We start from the raw sequence: 16,209 nt of genomic DNA, 5'->3' as shown, positions 1-16,209 counted from the left end.
CAGTGAAGCAGAGGCGCACGGAGCCTCAGCGGCTCCGTGGCTCGGCGATGCGATGAATCTGGGGGTAAGAGCGGGAGGACAGCCGGTCAGGCCACGACACGGTGCCCGCCGTTGGACGCGTTGGAGAGGGACCGCGCCCTTGCTTCTGTAAAAGTCTGTAGCGCAGTGCTACAGACACGTAAAGTTTTCCAACTGCATGCAGAAGAGAAGACACACGACAGGCTTCCCCAGCTTGGGTGTCTGGCTTTACCCCCAGCTTGGGTGTCTGGCCTCACCCATCCTACGGGTGTCTGGCCTTACCCATGGTGCCCACGGGGCGCTCTCAGGGCGAGAACTTGCTGAGCAGCAGGTACCAGGTGTTGGTGCTGTCGGTGTAGCCGCCGCTGTTGATGAAGCCTCCATCGCTGGTGATGGCGAGGCTCTGACCATTCGTGTTCACGGTGCTGGCGTAGGGGTAGAAATCCCAGAGCCGGATTCCACTGTTATCCAGCTTCATGAGGCGGAGGTTCTGCTGGGTCAGGGTCGGGGAGATGGTGCCCGTGACGACGTAGTTGCCATCGCTGGCGAGCTTGACATCACTCAGATAATCCCCGTTCGTTCCCGCGTTGAGGCTCCAGGCCCAGAGGGTGCCGCCCGTGGGGCTGAAGCGGACCGCATAGAAGTCGGCGCCCGACACCGGATAGATGTAGCCCACGGCCACGTAGCCGGTGGAGGTCGCGGTCACTGCCTCCAGGCCCGCGAAGCGTCCCGAGCTGACCTCGAAGAGCGTCGAGCCGGCGCTGTTCACCTTCACGGCGTAGCCAAAGGTCTCCCAGGTCGACGAGGACACCTTGACCTGCCGGCTGCCGACGGCGACATAGCCACCGCCTGGAACGTTGGCCACGCCCCTGAACTCGTAGGTTCCAGAGTCGCCGCTCGAGAACGACCGGCTCCACTGCACGGCTCCCACGGAGGAGAACTTCACCATGTAGGCGTTCTGGTAGCCCAGGTTGCTCTGGGTTTTGCCGACGATGATGCATCCGCCGTCAGGAGTCACCTCCATGGCGGTGGCGTACTCATGGAGAGTGCCGCCGTTGGAAAGCTGCCAATAGGGGTTGCCCGTGGAGTCGGTCCTGACGAGATAGAAATCGAAGTTGGTGGTGGCGTTCTGGAAAATCTGTCCCGCGATCATGAACCCGCCATCACTCGTCTGGCGGACCTCGACGCCGGATTCCGCGTTGGAGGTGCCATAGGCGTAGGCCCACTGGACATTCAGGAAGGCGTCGAGCTTCACCAGGAGGATGTCGTCGGTGCCCAGCGCTTTGAAGGTGCCGGTGAACGCATAACCGCCGTCGCTCGTCTGGATGATGGAGCTGGCACTGCCCGGGCTGAACAAGGCGTTGCCTTGCAGGGTGGGGGCGAGCGCGAGCGAGTGATAGTTCAAAGCGACGAGCGCCGTGACGTCCACGCCCTTCGCCAGGGGCGCCGTGTCGAGCCGCTGGACGGCGTTCGAGCCCGTCAGGGCCACGCCCTGCGGTTGCTCCAGCGTGTCGGGGGTGTCGGAGGCGGGGCCCCCGCAGGCGAACTGGGCGGCGAGGCCCGCGGTGAGCATCCAGGTTTTCCAGGTCTGAAGCACGAGGTTCTCCAAGTCGTTTGAAAGGAATCGTCCCTTCGAAAGGACTGGAGCCCGGCACTGTGGAAATTGATGCACACAATTCGCACGCACCGCCTTCTTGCCATCAATCTGAACCATCCCCTGATTTCGACGAAACCCAGTGATTCACGGATTCACACATCAGACTGGCTGAAATTCCCAGCAGTTACAGGGGGTTGAGAAAATGAGGGGATGTCTCGGTTTACCTGCCGCTCGGGTGTCTGTCTTTACCCAGCCCAGACTCCGGGAACCTTGAGGACACACCAGCCGGGCTCGCCGCTCAGTGAATCGCGGCGCGCAGCCCCACGGAGGCAATCACCTCGGCCTCGCGGGCCAGCAGGAACTCCAGCCGCTCGTGGATGGTGGCCTCGTCTCCGCCCGCCGTCACGGCCAGCCGGTAGAAGAGGGACTGGTGCCCGTCCTCGGACTGCGCCAGCTCTCCATAGAAGCGGCGCAGCGCCGGATCCTCCAAGCCCTCGGACAGCAGCGAGAGGCGCTCGCAGGAGCGTGCTTCGATGATGGCCGCCACCAGCAGCCGGTCCACCTTTCGCTCCCCCGCCGGAGTCCGGATGAGCTTCTGCAGCCCCTGCGCGTACGGGTCCCCCGCGTCCTTGCTCAGCGTCAGCCCCCGCGCCGCCATCAGGTCCAGCACTCGGGCCAGGTGCGCGCTCTCCTCGCGCGCCAGCCGTGCCATCTGCGCCGGAAGGCCCGGCAGCTCCGGGTACGCCTGCAGCAGTGAGAGCGCGTTCGCCGCAGCCTTCTTCTCGCAGTGGGCATGGTCCACCAGCACCTCGTTGAAGCGCTCGAGGGCCTGCGGCAGCCAACGCGGATCCGTGGCCGAGTGGAGGATGACAGGGCCCTCTCCCGAGAGAGGGCGGCGGCTGGGCGTCGGCCGAGACATGGTTCCTATTCCAACAACACGAGGCGCTGAACGCGTCCGGCCAGGAAGCCCACCTTCCGGGCAATTCGCGCCGTGCTCTCGTCCTTCTCGTCCACCCGTATCACCAGCCGAGGCAGCGAGGACAGCAGGTGCCGGCAGATCTGCCCCAGGCACAGCGTCGCGTGGCCCTTGTTGCGCTCCTGAGGCAGGGTGTAGAGGCCCTCGAGCTCCGCCCCGTGCTGCGAGCGGCTGCCGATGTCCACCTTGAAGATCAGCGTGCCGTTCTCCTCCAGCACGTAGGTCCGCCGGCCGCGCACGCGCTGCATCACCCGCGCCTCATAGCCGTTCGGGTCCTCGGCCAGGGGGTCCCGCTCCATCAGCTCGCGCACCGCGCCGAGCGCCAGCGGCATCAGCCGGGGCAGGTCCTCCTCCTTGGCCAGCCGGAGGATGGGGTTGGTGAAGGGCCCCAGGTCATCGGCGGACACGGCGAACAGCCGCTGCACCCGCGACAGCCGGGGCTTGGCGTTGTTCCCGAGGATGCGCACCAGTGCATCCACCGTGGGCTTCTCGCCCACCGAGGCCTGGAGCCGCAACTGCGAGCCCAGGCTCTCGGCCAGTTCGCTGATGAAGGCCGGGTCGCTCGCCGAGGGCACCACCAGCCCACCCTCGCCGCCCACGAAGAGGGCCGCCGTCAGGTTCTTCCCATCGAACCGGCCGTGAAAAGCGAACCGCGCTCGCCCCGCTCGCGGGACGATGCCGAACTCTTCGAAGAGACCGAGCAGGTAGATGTTGTGCGTCGAGTCCTTCGCCAGGAACGACCGCAAAGCATCCGTGTGCTGAGGTCCAAGCTGTTCGATGGTGGCGGGCATGCTGCTGAGCGAGGGCACCTTACGCAAAGGGCGCCTCAACGGCCAGCGTCCGTCCCAGGTTGGAAGTGGAAAGGGTAGGTGATGGTCACCTTGCCACCCCCTCGGGGGGCAGGGAATCGGACATCCAACAGCGAATCCAGGAAGCAGGCCAGGGCGAACGGGTCCTGGAGGGTCGAGTCCACCACCTCCCCGTCCCGGAAGAACCCGGTCAGCCCCTGGCCCTCGATGGTGAACTTCAGCGTCACCGTGTGGGGCCCGGGGAAGCGCTCGGCCACGTCCTGGAAGCACTCGCGAATCAGCGGAACCACCGTCTGGATGGCCTGGCGCACATCCTCCTTGTCCACGGTGCCCGAGGAGGCCTGCTCGCGAGGCTCGGCCTCGGGGATGGTGATGGGCGGGGGCGGGGGCGAGCGGGAGGGCAGCGTCGAGCCTTCCCCGAATGTCCGGGACTGGGGGACCGAGGGAGGAGGAGGCGCGGGCGCCCGGACGGAAGGCTGCGGCTCGACTGGGGCGGCGGGAGAAGGAGGAGCGGCCGGGTGGGTGAGCCAGAGCGCCACTGCGCACAGGCCCACGAAGGGCAGGAGAACCCAGAAGAGAACGGAGCGGCCCCGCATATCTCCAATATGCCACTCGGCTGTCGCCGCTTCCGTCCAGAAACCTTGTATTCTGGCGGGTGAGTCATCCGAGGGAGGGGAACATGAGCCGATTCACCCGACGCTCCTTGTTGGGAGCTGCGCTGGCGGGGACCGCAGGCTCTCTGCTGCCAGGACAGGCGTCGGCCTGGAATGGTTCCCTCGGCTCTTCTCCTCGGCAGTACGTGGTGAGCGTCTTCCTCTGGGGGGGACTCGATGGGGTCCTCACCGTCGACCCCAAGGACGCTGCGTTGACCCGTGGACGCATCGAGCCAGGCTACCGCGCGGATGAGCGCCGGCAGGGGACGCACCGGATGTTTGGCCCCTTGGTTGGAGACCTGCTCCGGCATGATGCCGCTCTGTGCCTCATCCACGGCGTGCGCACGGACACGGAGCTCCACCCCGTGGGCGAGCGCACCGCTCAGCGCGGCCGGGTGAAGGCCTCCGCTCATGAGCCCTGGTTGGGGGAGCTGCTGGGCGCCGCGCTTCCAGGTGACGCGCCCATTCCTCACCTGGCGCTGGGGCAGACACCGGAGGACTTCGAGTCCGACGCCGGTCCAGCCTCCGCTGGGGTCTCGCTTCCGCTGGCCCAGGCGCTGTTCGACCCGAGAGGCCGCACGGCAAAGGTCGAGCCGTGGCTCCGCTCGCGCGAGCAGGGGCCGGAGGATCCACTCGCTCGGCTGCTGCGGACGGCGGAGCCCGCGTCGCCGTACCGAGATGCCGTGCTGGGCCCGCAGCTGCGGCTTGCGCTCCACGCCCTCCAAGGCAACTTCGCCAAGGCCGTCACCGTCTCCACCCGCTCGCTTCACCTGGACGCGCACCACGAGCACCTGGCGCTCCAGCGCCGCCGGCTCGTCCCCGCGCTGGATGACCTCGCGCGCTTCATCGACGCGTTGAAGTCCACGCATAACGCGCACGGCTCGCTCTTCGAGCAGACGACGCTCGTCATCGGCAGCGAGTTCGGCCGGGCGCCGCAATACAGCGCCTCAGGCGGGAAGGACCACTGGCCCGAGACCAGCTGGATACTGGCTGGGAAGGGCATCCGGGGGGGCGCCACGGTGGGCGAGACCGGCACGGATCTCCAAGGGCAGGCAATTGATTACCGCACCGGCCGGCCCTCGGGAGACCAACGGCGACCGGTGCTCATCGACGCGCTCTCCTCGACGGTGCTTCACATCGCCAACCCCGGTGCCTCGGGTCACGGGTTCAGCGCGGAGAATGTCCTGCGGTGCGCCCTGGCCGAGCGGTCCGCCGCCTGGCACAGCGCGCGCTCCTGAAGCGCGCTTCTGGCCGCTGGCGTCAGTCCGGGAGCAGCGCGGCGCTGGCGGCGCTCCGTCCGGCGATGAAGCCGAAGGTGATGGCCGGTCCCAGTGTACCGCCTGCGCCCCAGTAGGCCTGGCCGGTGGGAGACGCGATGCAGTTGCCCGCGCCGTACAGCCCCGGAATGGGCGTGCTGTCGGGGCGGAGCACCTGGGCGTTCGTGCCAATCACCGGTCCGCCGCACGTGTCCAACGTCGCGGCGCCCAGGATGGCACAGTAGAACGGCCCGTTCGGCGACAGCGGGTACATCGTCCGGTTGCCGGTGGTGCTGCGCGACGGCCCCTGCCAAGCCCGCTCCAGCGGTGTCTCGCCGCGGTGGAAGTCGAGGTCCACGCCTGTTGCCGCGAACGTGTTGAAGCGCTGGAGGGTGGCCCGCAGCGAGGAGACGAAGTCAGGTGAGAGCCGCACGTTGGGGACGATGTTGCTGCTCAGGAAGCGCAGGCCGCGCATCGCGTCAAGGCGCGCGCTGATGCGCTGGGCGAGCTGCTCGAGGGTCGCCGCCTGGATGACGAGCGGAGAGGACTGCCCCGGCAGCGGAACGACGCCGCGCCACGGCCAGAACGTGGGCTCGTTGGCCGTCCACTGGTCCCAGATCATGAACTGCACCAGGTTTGGGTACTCCGTCTGGCGCCAGTGGAAGTGGCTCTGGGTCCGCACGTGGTACGGCGACTTCTCGTTCACCACGCGCTGGCCGTACTTATTCACCAGGATCGTGCTGTCCCCATACGGGAAGAACACGTGCGCGTCCGGGCGGACCACGTAGCCCTCGTGGGCCGCCGGATCCTCGAGCGCCGCCTGGTAGTAGAAGCCATTGGAGAGGTTGCCCAGCTCGGCGCCTGTCTTGCCGCCGATGTCTACGAAGGCGCCCTGGCTCGTGGTGACGCTGCAGCTGCCGAAGATGGGGCCCCGCAGGTGCGAGCGCAGCTTGTCCCGATCGTGCGCGAAGCCTCCCGAGCCGAACACCACCCCGCGCTTCGCACGGATGAAGCGCGTGCAGCCGTCGTGCTCCGCCTCGACGCCAATCACCTCGCCCCGCCCGTTCCGCAGGACGTCCGTTACCCGGTGTCCCAGGAGGATGGGCACGTTCCGGCTCCTCAGGTGTTGCAGCATCCCCTCGGAGAGGTAGAGGCCGGGGAACTCAGTGGAGCCGGGAGGCGACTTGGCCGTGAGCACGCGCCCGTACGGGGCCTTGTTCTCCGGCAGCTCCGCGAAGTAGTCCGGATCCGTGACCGGGTTGGGCGAGTAGCCGTAATTGGGCAGGATGATCGGGTCCAGCGCGCCCAGCTGGCGCAGCCGGTCGATGGCGGACGACGCGTTGTCGTAGAACGCCGCGAGCAAGTCGTACTGGAGCTTGGGCAGCCCGAGCCGCGGCGGGTCCGGGTCGTAGAGCGTAGGGTAGGCCAGGCGCGCCATCAGCTTCAGGGCATCCGCGCGCGGATCCGTGAACCCCTGGGCTCGCATGAGGGAGTTGTTGGGAATCCAGTACGCGCCGCCGGAGCGCCGGGTGGTGCCTCCAGCCGTATCCGCGGCTTCCAGCATGACGACCGAGGCGCCTCGGTCCACGGCGGCGGCTGCTGCAGCACATGCCGCACCTCCAGATCCAACGACCACGACATCCGCGCGATGGTCCCACTGCGGCATGTGCCTGCCCCCTCTTTTGCAGGATATGTTGGGGGGGAAGTGTACATGGCCAGGGGGCCAGGGGGCGAGCGGCGCTCCCCTCTGCGTGTGCACGCATCTCGAGAGGAGCCAGACGGATGAGCCAGGATGCGGCTGTCAAGGGGAAGCCAGCAGCGGGGAGCCAGGCGTCACTCGAAGGAGGAACCGACGTCACCCCTGAAGAACTGGTGGAGTTCATCCAAAGGCTGGCCACCAACGAGCCGCATATCCGCTGCCGGACAGGCTCTGGCCCTCTGGGACGTGTGGCTCAGGCCCTCAACGAGCATGCGGCACTGCTGGAGGCCCGCCGGCTGTCTTCGGTGGAGAAGTTCGGCATCGGGGCGCTCGTCGAGCAGTCGCAGAACATGATGATGACCGCCGACACCTCCGATCGGATCCGCTTCGTCAACTTCACCATCCCCGGCCTGACGTACGAGCAGGTGCTGGGCCGCAGCGTCTACGACTTCCTCCTGCCCGCGGACCATGAGCGGTGCCGGGCCGTCTTCCACAGGGTGCTCGAGACGGGTGTGCCGGACTCGTATGATGTCCAGTCGTACGCCGACACGGGACCCTCATGGTACGTGGTGCGCGTGGGGCCCATCCGGGACGAGGGGCAGATTGTCGGTTTTACGATGATCACCACCGACGTCACGAGCCTCAAGAAGACGCAGCTCCAGTTGGAGCAGTCCAACCGCGAGCTGGCGCAGTCCAACCGCGAGCTGGAGAGCTTCGCGTCCGTGGCCTCGCATGACTTGCAGGAGCCGCTTCGGAAGATCCAGTCCTTCGGCGAGCGCTTGAAGACAGTGACAGCCGGGACGCTGGCCCCCGAGGCCCAGGACTACTTGGAGCGGATGCACAACGCCGCCACGCGCATGCGGCGGCTGATTGAAGACTTGCTCGCCTTCGCCCGTGTGACCTCCAAGGCTCAGCCCTTCACCCGCGTGGATCTGTCCACCATCGCCCGCGAGGTGCTGGGAGATCTCGAGGTGGCCATTGAGCAGGCGAAGGCCACCGTTACGGTGGGGGAGCTCCCCGTCATCCAGGGTGACCCGACCCAGATGCGGCAGCTGCTGCAGAACTTGCTGAGCAATGCCCTCAAGTTCCGCCGCGAGGATGCCCCGCCGCGCATCACCCTCGAGGCCTCGGTAGAGAAGGAGTCCGGACGCCACGAGATCCTCGTGCAGGACAACGGCATCGGCTTCGAGGAGAAGCACGCGGAGAAGATTTTCGCCCTCTTCCAGCGCTTGCATGGGCGCGGCAAGTACGAGGGCACCGGGCTCGGGCTGGCCATCTGCCGCAAGATCGCCGAGCGCCACGGCGGCACCATCGCTGCCCACAGCTCTCCCGGCCAAGGCTCTACGTTCACCATCCGCCTCCCGCAGGTACAGGCGGTCGCGCAGCCCGCTCAGCCATGACGCCGGAGGCCAGCCAACGTCCCATTCGCGTCCTCCTCATCGAGGATGACGAAGATGACTACGTGCTCGTACGAGACGCCTTGCGAGGCGTGCGCTCCGAACCAGTGGAGCTTGACTGGAGGGATGACACGGACACGGCGCTCGAGGCGTTGTGTGAGGGTCGCCATGACATGTGCCTGCTCGACTACCACCTGGGATCACAGACGGGGATCGAGCTGCTGAAGCAGGCGCGGGAGCGCGGGTGCCATGTGCCGGTCATCCTGTTGACGGGGGTGGCCGATGCCGAGATTGACCGCAGGGCCCTGGAGGGCGGTGCCGCGGACTTCCTGGTGAAAGCCCAGCTGACGCCCATGGTGCTGACGCGCGCTGTTCGTTACACGCTCCAGCAGGCACGCATGGTGGAGGCGCTGCGCCGCTCTCAGGAGAGCTTCCGCGAGCTCATCGAGCGGCTCCCGGATGCCATCAGCGTGTGGCACGAGGAGCGGCTCATCTACGCCAACCCCGCGATCGTCGCGCTGCTGGGGGGCACCTCCACGGAAGAGTTCGTAGGCATGACGAGCGCGCAGATGATGTCCTTCATCCACCCCGAGGATCGGGACATCCTGCCGCACGTCAAGCTGGAGGGCCATCAGGGCGCGCGCTCGGTGAGGGAGCTGCGGTTCCTGCGCCACCCTGGAGGGATTGTCCCCGTGGAGGTCGCCCACTTCATCGTCGTGTTCGATGGGCACCCGTGCTCCATGTGGATCGTCCGCGACCTGACGGAGCGCCGGCAGATGCAGGCCCGGCTCATGCTGTCGGATCGCATGGCTTCACTGGGGACGCTTGCCGGAGGCATCGGCCACGAGATCAACAACCCGCTGGCCTATGTGATGGCCAACCTCTCCCACCTGGAGACGGAGATCTTCCCGAGCCTCCCGTTGGAGGGAGACCGGCGTGAAGAGCTGCGCGAGCTGCTCGCCGAAACCCAGCAGGGCGTGCAGCGCATCCGGGAGATTACCCAGCAACTGCGGCTCTTCTCCCAGGTGGAGCGCGAGGCGCGCAACACGCAGGTGGACGTTCACCGCGTGCTCGAGTCCGCGGTGCGCCTGGCGTGGAACGAGATTCGCCACCGGGCCCTGCTCGTCCGCGAGTACACGGACACACTCATCGTGGAGGCGCAGGAGCCGCGGCTGGGGCAGGTGTTCCTCAACCTGCTCGTCAACGCCGCGAGGGCCACCCCCGAGAACGCCGTGGACCGGCACCAGATCCGCGTCGTCACCCGGCGGAAGGACAACCTGGCCATCATCGAGATCCACGACACGGGAGTAGGCATCCCTCCGGAGCTGCGGGACCGGATCTTCGAGCCGTTTCTCACGATCCGGCCGGGTGGAGGGACGACGGGACTCAGTCTCTCCATCTGCCTGGGCATCGTCACGGGCTTCAACGGGCGCATGGAGGTGGAGAGCAAGCTGGGCCAGGGCAGTACCTTCCGGGTCATCCTGCCCGCTGTCGTCACCGAGCCCACTGCCGCGCAGCCCTTGGCCGCTCCCGCGCCGTGCCCTGGCCGCCGGGGACGCATCCTCAGCGTGGACGACGAACCCATGATCGGCACGGCCATCTCGCGCTCGCTCCGGCAAGAGCACGACATCACCGCGCTGACGAGCGCACGCGAGGCGCTGACGCAGCTGATCCGCGGCGAGCGCTACGATCTGATCCTCTGCGATCTGATGATGCCGGAGATGAGCGGCATGGATCTCTTCGAGGAGATCGCTCGCGTGGCACCGGAGCAGTCCTCGCGGGTGGTGTTCCTGACGGGAGGCGCCTTCACGCCCATGGCCCGTGATTTCCTGGGCCGGGTGAAGAACCGCCACATGGAGAAGCCCTTCACGCCGAAGGAGCTGCGCGAGTTCGTGCGCGGCGTGATGACGGAATCCCCAGCCTCCTGAGCCAGGGCCTCGCCTCGGGATTCCAAGGCGAGGCCGGGCAGGAGCGATACCCTACGGATACACCTCACGGCGCGGGCCCATGGGCGGGACGGCAGTATCCTCCGCGTAGTAGCGCTGGCGCCTGCTCACCCCCAGCGTGGCTCCGAGGATGGCCGAGACGAGCCCGAACAGGAGCGCGGCGAACACGCCCCAGAACACGCGGCCCGTGGTGTCCGCGGCCTTCAGTGCTTCCTGCTGCACCTGCTGGCCCACCTGCGCTACCTGGTTCTGGGCCTGGTTCCACTGGACCTCAATCCGGCTGGCGATGCCCTCCGCGTCCTGGAGCGAGAGCGCCGTGTTCTGGGCGACGGCGTTCACCAGCAGCTCCCGGTCCAGCCGGCCCTGCTGGATGGCGGTGTTGAGGACATCCCTCGTGGCCGCCTGGAGCTGGTCCGTGGTGATGGGCGCCTTGCCCTCCTGCCGCAGCCGCTGGTTGACGGGGGCGAGCGCGTCCTCCGCGTTCAGCCCGAACGCGCTAGCAATCTTCCTGGCTGGGGACCCCGGCGAGGCGGCTCCGGAGATGGCGGCTCCCGTGACTTCCACCGCGGTCTTCCCCACGTTGAAGACGGCTCCCAGCAGCGAGGAGAGCGCCATGCCCATCACGATGACGCCCACCAGCGTCGTGAGTCCCCAGAGCACCGCGCCGTGCAGCGCGCCGCCCATCTTGTCCACCACGCCCGCTGTCCGGGCTGCGACCAGGCCTCCCACGAAGAGCGCGATGAGCGGGGCGATCAGCGACCAGATGCCCGTGCCAATGCCCGCGGACTTCGCGCTGCCGGGGTTATTGGGGTCCACGGAGGAGAAGCCCAGCGCCAGCCCCAGCGCGTACAGCAGGATCCATACTCCTAACGCTACGAACGTACCGCCGAAGATGGCGCCCCAGCTGAGCTTGAAGGGAACTCCGGGTATCGCCTCGACGCGCGGCTTTTCCACGATCTCTACCATGTGAGTCTCTCCTGAGAGGGAGCGCCCGGCCGACCGCCGAGCGCTCGGAGCCATCCAAAGGAGAAGATGGGCATGTGGTCAGCGTCAGCCCAGCCCCAGCGCAGTGACGAGCGTCTGCTCCCGCGCCACGACGGGAGCGCGAGGCAGCACCTCGGGCCGGAAGCGCCGGACCAGCTCTTCCAGCGCCACGGGGCTCCCGTCTCCCAGCCCGCTCCACGCGGCGAGCAGTCCGAGGACGCGCTCGGCTGGTAGTCCCCGCTCGCGGAGCTCGGCCAGTGCGAACGCACCCTCGCGCTTGGCAAGCCGCTTGCCGTCCTCGCCCAGCACCAGTGGGACGTGGAAGAACTCGGGCGCGGGCAGCTCGAGCGCCGCGTAGAGCTGGAGCTGCCGAGGGGTGGAGCTGAGCAGATCATCCCCTCGCAGCACGTGGGTGATGCCCGAGGCGGCATCGTCCACCACCACCGCGAGCTGGTAGCTGGCCACACCGTCATTGCGGCGCACCACGAAGTCCCCCACCACCGCCGCCACGTCCTGCGAGGAGGGACCTTGCAGTCCGTCCACGAAGCGCACCTCGCCGGGCAGGGAGCGGAAGCGGTACGCGGGCGTGCGCGTCAGGGAGCGCTCGGTAATCTCGGCGGCGGAGAGGTGGGCGCAGGTTCCCGGGTAGCGGGGGCCCTCGTCGCTCAAGCCATGGGGAGCGCTGGCCGCACGGGCGATCTCGGCGCGCGTGCAGAAGCAGGGGTACACACGGTCCAGCCGTGCCAGCCGCTCCAGTGCGTCCCGGTACACGTCGTCCCGTGCGCTCTGGAAGAGCGGAGGCTCGTCCCAGGTGAGGCCCAGCCACTCCAGGTCGCGCATCAGGTCGTCCAGGAACTGGGGACGGCAGCGCGCACGGTCGAGGTCCTCCACGCGCAGGAGGAACTGGCCTCCCGCGGCACGGGCCTGGAGCCAGCCGAGCAACGCGCTCCGGGCATTTCCGAGGTGGAGGCGCCCCGTGGGACTGGGCGCGAAGCGTCCGCGGAAGGTCATGGGCGAACCAGCGGCTTCCTGGGGGCGAGGGGGGGACGGGCGGGCGGTGGTGCCGTGGGCTTCGGAGCGCTCAAGGGCACGTCCTCCAGCGGGTACTTCACCTGAGAGGGTCGCGGCGCGGCAGCAGCTCTGGGGGAGGGCGCCACGGGCAGGGTGACAGCGTCTCCGAGCTGTGCCCCGCGCGAGGCCACCGCGGCGGACAGCTCCCGCAGCGGTGGACCCGCGTCGAGCAGGTCCGTGTCCAGGGCGATGCGCGGCACCCGGCGCAGCGTCTTCGAGCCGGGGGCATGCACGAAGGCATCCATGGCGAGCCCCTGGTCCGTCCGGGATACCGTGCCGAAGATGACGAGCTCCGCGCGCAGCGTCTGTCCGAGCGCCGTCGCCGCATCCACCGCCGACGCGTCCACCCGGTTGCCCGCGAGCGCCGCGGCGAGCACCGCGCCCGGTCCCTCGCCCGGGGGCTGCACCTGGACCTCCACCTCCTTGTTGCTCAGCGCTTCTACCACCCCGCCCGTGGCCTCTCCGGAGGGCAGGGTGGCGCGCCAAAGGTGCAGGCCTGGTGGCACCTCCACCACTCGCACTGGAGCGCTCTCCACGGGGTGGCCGTCGAGCGCCACCGGCACTCCCGGAGGCACGGAGACGAAGCGCACGGTGCCGCGAGGCTTTTGCTGAAGCTCCGCGCGCACGCGCTCCACTGTGAGGGAGAAGAGGGGAGAGGTGGCGGCCAGGGGAAGCGCTCGCCCCGGAGAGAGCGACAGGGCGAAGGAGAGCTCCCGTGCAGCCTCTTCATCCCGGCCTTGGGAGTAGCGCACCGCGGCGCGCAGCGCATGGGCATCGGCCAGCTCGCTCCCACTTGGGAGGGCAGCGGCCACGGCGGGGGTTGCGTAGGCATCAAGCGCCCGGCCGAGCGAGGCCTCCGCTCCCGCGAAGTCGCGCTTCTGCCTGCGGGATACGGCCTCCTTCACCGCCTCGCGGGCCTGGGCGAGCGCATCCGGAGGGGGCTCTGTCTCGGGTGGCTCGGCCAGCTCCAGGCCCTCGACGCCGCGCACCTCGGTGGCGAGCCGCTGCGTCAGCCGGGGGCCCACCTTCCCCGGCACATCTCCCGAGAGCGCCTGGAAGGGCAGCACGGCCACCCGCCGGGAAGTGCTCTGAGCGCCACTCGAGGTGCCCAGGAGCAGGCTGAGGAGGAGCACGGTTCGCGTCATGGGCTGAACTCGTACTCCGCCGGGTTCTATCAGTCGAGCGCGAGACACCTGTCGAAGCTGCTTCCCCTCCCCCCTGGCTCGGAGAGAATGCTGTCCCCGGGCGGGCCGTTCCTGCCTGGGCCTCTTCCATGCGCTTCGTCCACTGCTCCGACGTCCACATCACCGCTGACTACTTCGCACAGTCGTTCTTCAAGCTGGGCTGGCGCCGCTGGGTGGCCCTGGCTGAGCTGACGATCGGAGGGCGGGCTCGCGCGTATCGCAAGGCCCCGGAGACGCTCGCCGCCATCGCCCGCGAGGCCCAGGGGCATCAGGCCGACCACTTCATCCTCTCGGGAGACCTCACCGCCTACGCGCTGCCCTCCGAGTTCGAGCGCGCCCGCGCCGCGCTCGGTCCGCTGGTGGAGGACCGGAGCCGGTGCACCATCATCCCAGGCAACCACGACGTCTACACCCCGGGCAGCCACCGCAAAGGGCGCTTCGAGCGCTACTTCGGCCACCTCCTGGAGAGCGACCTGCCCGAGCACCGCCGGGAGGGCGCGTTTCCGTTCGTCCGGCTGGTGGGCGAGGAAGCTGCTGTCGTAGGGCTCCTCTCGGCTCGCGTCCCCCCTGTCCCCGGCGTCTCCAGTGGCCTCATTGGTCCCACGCAGTTGGAGGGGCTCGAGGCGATCGTGAAGGATCCACGGCTGGCGCACCGCGCCGTGCTCGTGGTGGTCCACCATGCGCCGTTGACGCACCATGGCCGCCCGGACTCGTGGCTCCATGGGCTGCGGGACGCGGACGCGCTCTGCCAGCTGCTGCCGGGGCCTCGGTACGCGGTGCTGCACGGCCACGTTCACCACCGCTACCACCACGTCGCGACCGCCGATCGCCCCCACATCTTCGGAGCGGGCTCCTCCACCCTGGCGGGTCGGGAGGGGTACTGGGTCATTGAGGTCTCAGGGGGAAAGGTGACCGGCGGCGAGATGCATGTCCCCCAGGTGTCCGGGTGAGCCTGTGACACGGAGGCCGGAGGGCTGTAGAACCTCGCCTCATGAAAGCGTCGTACACGCTGCCCGCGGAGCCCTCGTTGGAGGAGCTCCGGATGTTGCGCCACCTCCATCGCACCCTCGATGAACTGGTGGAGGAGAGCCTCAAGAACCGCGAGGGTCTGCAGCAGACCTTCGATCGGTGCTTCCCGCGCGTCCTGGAGCTGACGGACGCTCGCGCCATCGCCCTCAGCACGCGCAACGAGGAGCTGGCCGAGCAGACGTGGCACGAGGGCCCCTGGGGCGAGCGCCACCCCAGCGGGTTGTTGCAAGAGGCCAGCGGCGTGCGGCGCCTGGAGGAGGGGACGCTCGTCACCCAGCCACTGGACGTGGTGGGCACCCGCGTGGGCTCCATCGGCATGCTCTTCCCCGGGGACCACACCGGCGTGTTGGAGTCGGCGCGCATCTCCCGGATTCTGGAGACGGTGGCCGAGCTGCTCGACACCGTGCTGTGCCTCGTGCACACCGCGGCGGAGAAGCAACACCTCATCATCCAGTGCAACCAGCACCTGTCCAACCCTGTCTTCGAGGTGGGGATGGATCAGGCGGTGCTGGCGTTGTCGCAGCGGGTGCGGCTGCCTGGCTTCCTGCTGCTGTACCGGGACGCGGTGCGCCCGCAGATGCTGCACTACCGCACCTGGCGCCACGGCCACCTGGAGTACGAGAGCACCGAGCGCCCCGGCCCGCACCTGGAGCGCCTCATCCAGAAGCACGGCCCGGAGCTCCTCACGGGCGTGGATGGTTCGCTGCGCCAGCTCTTCGGCCAGGCCCGGGGGCGTACCTCGGAGGTGGTGCTCATCTCTGGCTCCTCCTCGGGCGACCTGCTCGGGAAGATCGTCCTGTGGAGCGACGAGGGCTTCTCCTCGTACACCATGGAGATTGTCCGGGTGCTGGCCTCGGGCCTCAGCCAACGCCTGCTGGACTACAACCGCGAGCGCATCCACCTGTCGCAGTTCTTCCGCACCAACACCATCGACGAACTGCTGAGAGACCCGGCCTACGCCAACCACCTGCGGCCGCAGGATCAGGAGGTGGGCATCCTCTTCGCGGACATCAACAGCTTCACCCGCATCTGCGAGCAGGGCTTCGACAGCCCCAAGAGCATTGCCCGCTTCGTGGATGAGTGGAGCGCGCGCGTGGTGGACTTCATCTGGGAGCACGGCGGCGTGTTCGACAAGATGGTGGGCGACTGCGTCATCGGCCTGTTTGGCCCGCCCTTCTTCGAGACGAGCCGCGAGCAGCGCGCCGAGGCCGTGCTGCGCGCCGCGCACGACATCCAGCAGTACACCGCGTCGCTTAGCGCCCGGGAGGAAGTGATGGCGCTGTGCAAGAAGGTGCAACTGCCCGGGCTGGGCGTGGCCATCGGCGTGAACCTGGCGCACGTCAACTGCGGCCTGCTCGGGCCCAACCGGAACTACACGGCCTTCTCCACGGGGATGAACCAGACGGCGCGCCTGCAGTCGCTCGGAGGCTTCCGCGAGACGCTGGTGATGGAGGGCGCGCGCCATGCGCTGGCCGAGTCCACGGATGCCTGGGTGAAGGGGCTGCAGTTCGGTCCGCTCACGGAGACGCCCGTGAAGAACGTGGGCCAGCCCCTGCGCTACTACAAGCTCATGTGAGCGCGGCCGTGCCT

13 protein-coding genes are annotated in these 16,209 nt (G+C 68.2%); 5 read left to right on the top strand and 8 right to left on the bottom strand.

Translation table 11 applies throughout. The features are described from left to right. Positions 1-322: 322 nt before the first annotated feature. The 4 genes from DB31_RS28070 to DB31_RS28055 all read right to left on the bottom strand — a co-directional run bounded on the left by DB31_RS28070 (position 323) and on the right by DB31_RS28055 (position 3,996). Positions 323-1,615, bottom strand: coding sequence for a hypothetical protein (locus DB31_RS28070; protein ID WP_157232220.1), 1,293 nt, complete (start codon positions 1,613-1,615; stop codon positions 323-325). Between the two features lie 298 nt (positions 1,616-1,913). Next, positions 1,914-2,534, bottom strand: a complete 621-nt coding sequence (locus DB31_RS28065; RefSeq protein WP_044193095.1) for a MiaE family protein — start codon at positions 2,532-2,534, stop codon at positions 1,914-1,916. Between the two features lie 5 nt (positions 2,535-2,539). After that, the gene (locus DB31_RS28060) at positions 2,540-3,382 is read right to left on the bottom strand and encodes a GNAT family N-acetyltransferase (protein ID WP_044193357.1); all 843 of its coding nucleotides are present in this window, start codon (positions 3,380-3,382) and stop codon (positions 2,540-2,542) included. Positions 3,383-3,417: 35 nt separating this feature from the next. Continuing rightward, a complete protein-coding gene (locus DB31_RS28055; RefSeq protein WP_044193094.1) occupies positions 3,418-3,996 on the bottom strand; it encodes an AgmX/PglI C-terminal domain-containing protein in 579 nt (192 codons plus the stop codon). Between the two features lie 83 nt (positions 3,997-4,079). On the opposite strand from DB31_RS28055, the gene DB31_RS28050 reads away from it, so the two are divergent. Then, complete coding sequence (locus DB31_RS28050) at positions 4,080-5,291, top strand: DUF1501 domain-containing protein (protein ID WP_157232219.1); 1,212 nt, start codon at positions 4,080-4,082, stop codon at positions 5,289-5,291. Between the two features lie 22 nt (positions 5,292-5,313). Here DB31_RS28050 and DB31_RS28045 read toward each other — a convergent pair whose 3' ends face one another. Next, positions 5,314-6,975: an FAD-dependent oxidoreductase gene (locus DB31_RS28045; protein ID WP_044193090.1), complete on the bottom strand. Its 1,662-nt coding sequence runs from the start codon at positions 6,973-6,975 to the stop codon at positions 5,314-5,316. Between the two features lie 116 nt (positions 6,976-7,091). Between DB31_RS28045 and DB31_RS28040 the strand changes: the two genes are divergently transcribed. Beyond that, positions 7,092-8,408, top strand: coding sequence for a sensor histidine kinase (locus tag DB31_RS28040; protein ID WP_044193089.1), 1,317 nt, complete (start codon positions 7,092-7,094; stop codon positions 8,406-8,408). Beyond that, positions 8,405-10,333 (top strand): hybrid sensor histidine kinase/response regulator, encoded by a 1,929-nt coding sequence (locus DB31_RS28035; protein ID WP_044193087.1) that lies wholly within the window; start codon positions 8,405-8,407, stop codon positions 10,331-10,333. The genes DB31_RS28040 and DB31_RS28035 overlap by 4 nt, the downstream gene beginning before the upstream one ends. Positions 10,334-10,384: 51 nt before the next feature. Here DB31_RS28035 and DB31_RS28030 read toward each other — a convergent pair whose 3' ends face one another. The 3 genes from DB31_RS28030 to DB31_RS28020 all read right to left on the bottom strand — a co-directional run bounded on the left by DB31_RS28030 (position 10,385) and on the right by DB31_RS28020 (position 13,551). Continuing rightward, positions 10,385-11,317 (bottom strand): hypothetical protein, encoded by a 933-nt coding sequence (locus DB31_RS28030; RefSeq protein WP_044193086.1) that lies wholly within the window; start codon positions 11,315-11,317, stop codon positions 10,385-10,387. 84 nt (positions 11,318-11,401) lie between these two features. Further along, on the bottom strand, positions 11,402-12,346 hold the full coding sequence (gluQRS, locus tag DB31_RS28025; protein ID WP_044193085.1) for a tRNA glutamyl-Q(34) synthetase GluQRS: 945 nt from the start codon (positions 12,344-12,346) through the stop codon (positions 11,402-11,404). Next, on the bottom strand, positions 12,343-13,551 hold the full coding sequence (locus DB31_RS28020) for a peptidase associated/transthyretin-like domain-containing protein (RefSeq protein ID WP_083968764.1): 1,209 nt from the start codon (positions 13,549-13,551) through the stop codon (positions 12,343-12,345). Before DB31_RS28020 ends, gluQRS begins: the two co-directional genes overlap by 4 nt. A gap of 128 nt (positions 13,552-13,679) precedes the next feature. Between DB31_RS28020 and DB31_RS28015 the strand changes: the two genes are divergently transcribed. Next, on the top strand, positions 13,680-14,540 hold the full coding sequence (locus tag DB31_RS28015; RefSeq protein ID WP_044193084.1) for a metallophosphoesterase family protein: 861 nt from the start codon (positions 13,680-13,682) through the stop codon (positions 14,538-14,540). 41 nt (positions 14,541-14,581) lie between these two features. Next, positions 14,582-16,195, top strand: coding sequence for an adenylate/guanylate cyclase domain-containing protein (locus DB31_RS28010; RefSeq protein WP_044193083.1), 1,614 nt, complete (start codon positions 14,582-14,584; stop codon positions 16,193-16,195). The last annotated feature ends 14 nt before the right edge of the window (positions 16,196-16,209 follow it).

The organism is Hyalangium minutum, assembly GCF_000737315.1.
GTDB classification, from domain to species: Bacteria; Myxococcota; Myxococcia; order Myxococcales; family Myxococcaceae; genus Hyalangium; species Hyalangium minutum.
Note: the sequence above shows the minus strand (reverse complement) of the source record. Positions and strands in the feature narration are given on the sequence as shown.

Bases quoted from the DNA above. Each gene is read 5' to 3' on its own strand.
- DB31_RS28065 (WP_044193095.1), bottom strand. From the start codon at position 2,534: ATGTCTCGGCCGACGCCCAGCCGCCGCCCTCTCTCGGGAGAGGGCCCT.
- DB31_RS28060 (WP_044193357.1), bottom strand. From the start codon at position 3,382: ATGCCCGCCACCATCGAACAGCTTGGACCTCAGCACACGGATGCTTTG.
- DB31_RS28055 (WP_044193094.1), bottom strand. From the start codon at position 3,996: ATGCGGGGCCGCTCCGTTCTCTTCTGGGTTCTCCTGCCCTTCGTGGGC.
- DB31_RS28050 (WP_157232219.1), top strand. From the start codon at position 4,080: ATGAGCCGATTCACCCGACGCTCCTTGTTGGGAGCTGCGCTGGCGGGG.
- DB31_RS28045 (WP_044193090.1), bottom strand. From the start codon at position 6,975: ATGCCGCAGTGGGACCATCGCGCGGATGTCGTGGTCGTTGGATCTGGA.
- DB31_RS28040 (WP_044193089.1), top strand. From the start codon at position 7,092: ATGAGCCAGGATGCGGCTGTCAAGGGGAAGCCAGCAGCGGGGAGCCAG.
- DB31_RS28035 (WP_044193087.1), top strand. From the start codon at position 8,405: ATGACGCCGGAGGCCAGCCAACGTCCCATTCGCGTCCTCCTCATCGAG.
- DB31_RS28030 (WP_044193086.1), bottom strand. From the start codon at position 11,317: ATGGTAGAGATCGTGGAAAAGCCGCGCGTCGAGGCGATACCCGGAGTT.
- gluQRS (WP_044193085.1), bottom strand. From the start codon at position 12,346: ATGACCTTCCGCGGACGCTTCGCGCCCAGTCCCACGGGGCGCCTCCAC.
- DB31_RS28020 (WP_083968764.1), bottom strand. From the start codon at position 13,551: ATGACGCGAACCGTGCTCCTCCTCAGCCTGCTCCTGGGCACCTCGAGT.
- DB31_RS28015 (WP_044193084.1), top strand. From the start codon at position 13,680: ATGCGCTTCGTCCACTGCTCCGACGTCCACATCACCGCTGACTACTTC.
- DB31_RS28010 (WP_044193083.1), top strand. From the start codon at position 14,582: ATGAAAGCGTCGTACACGCTGCCCGCGGAGCCCTCGTTGGAGGAGCTC.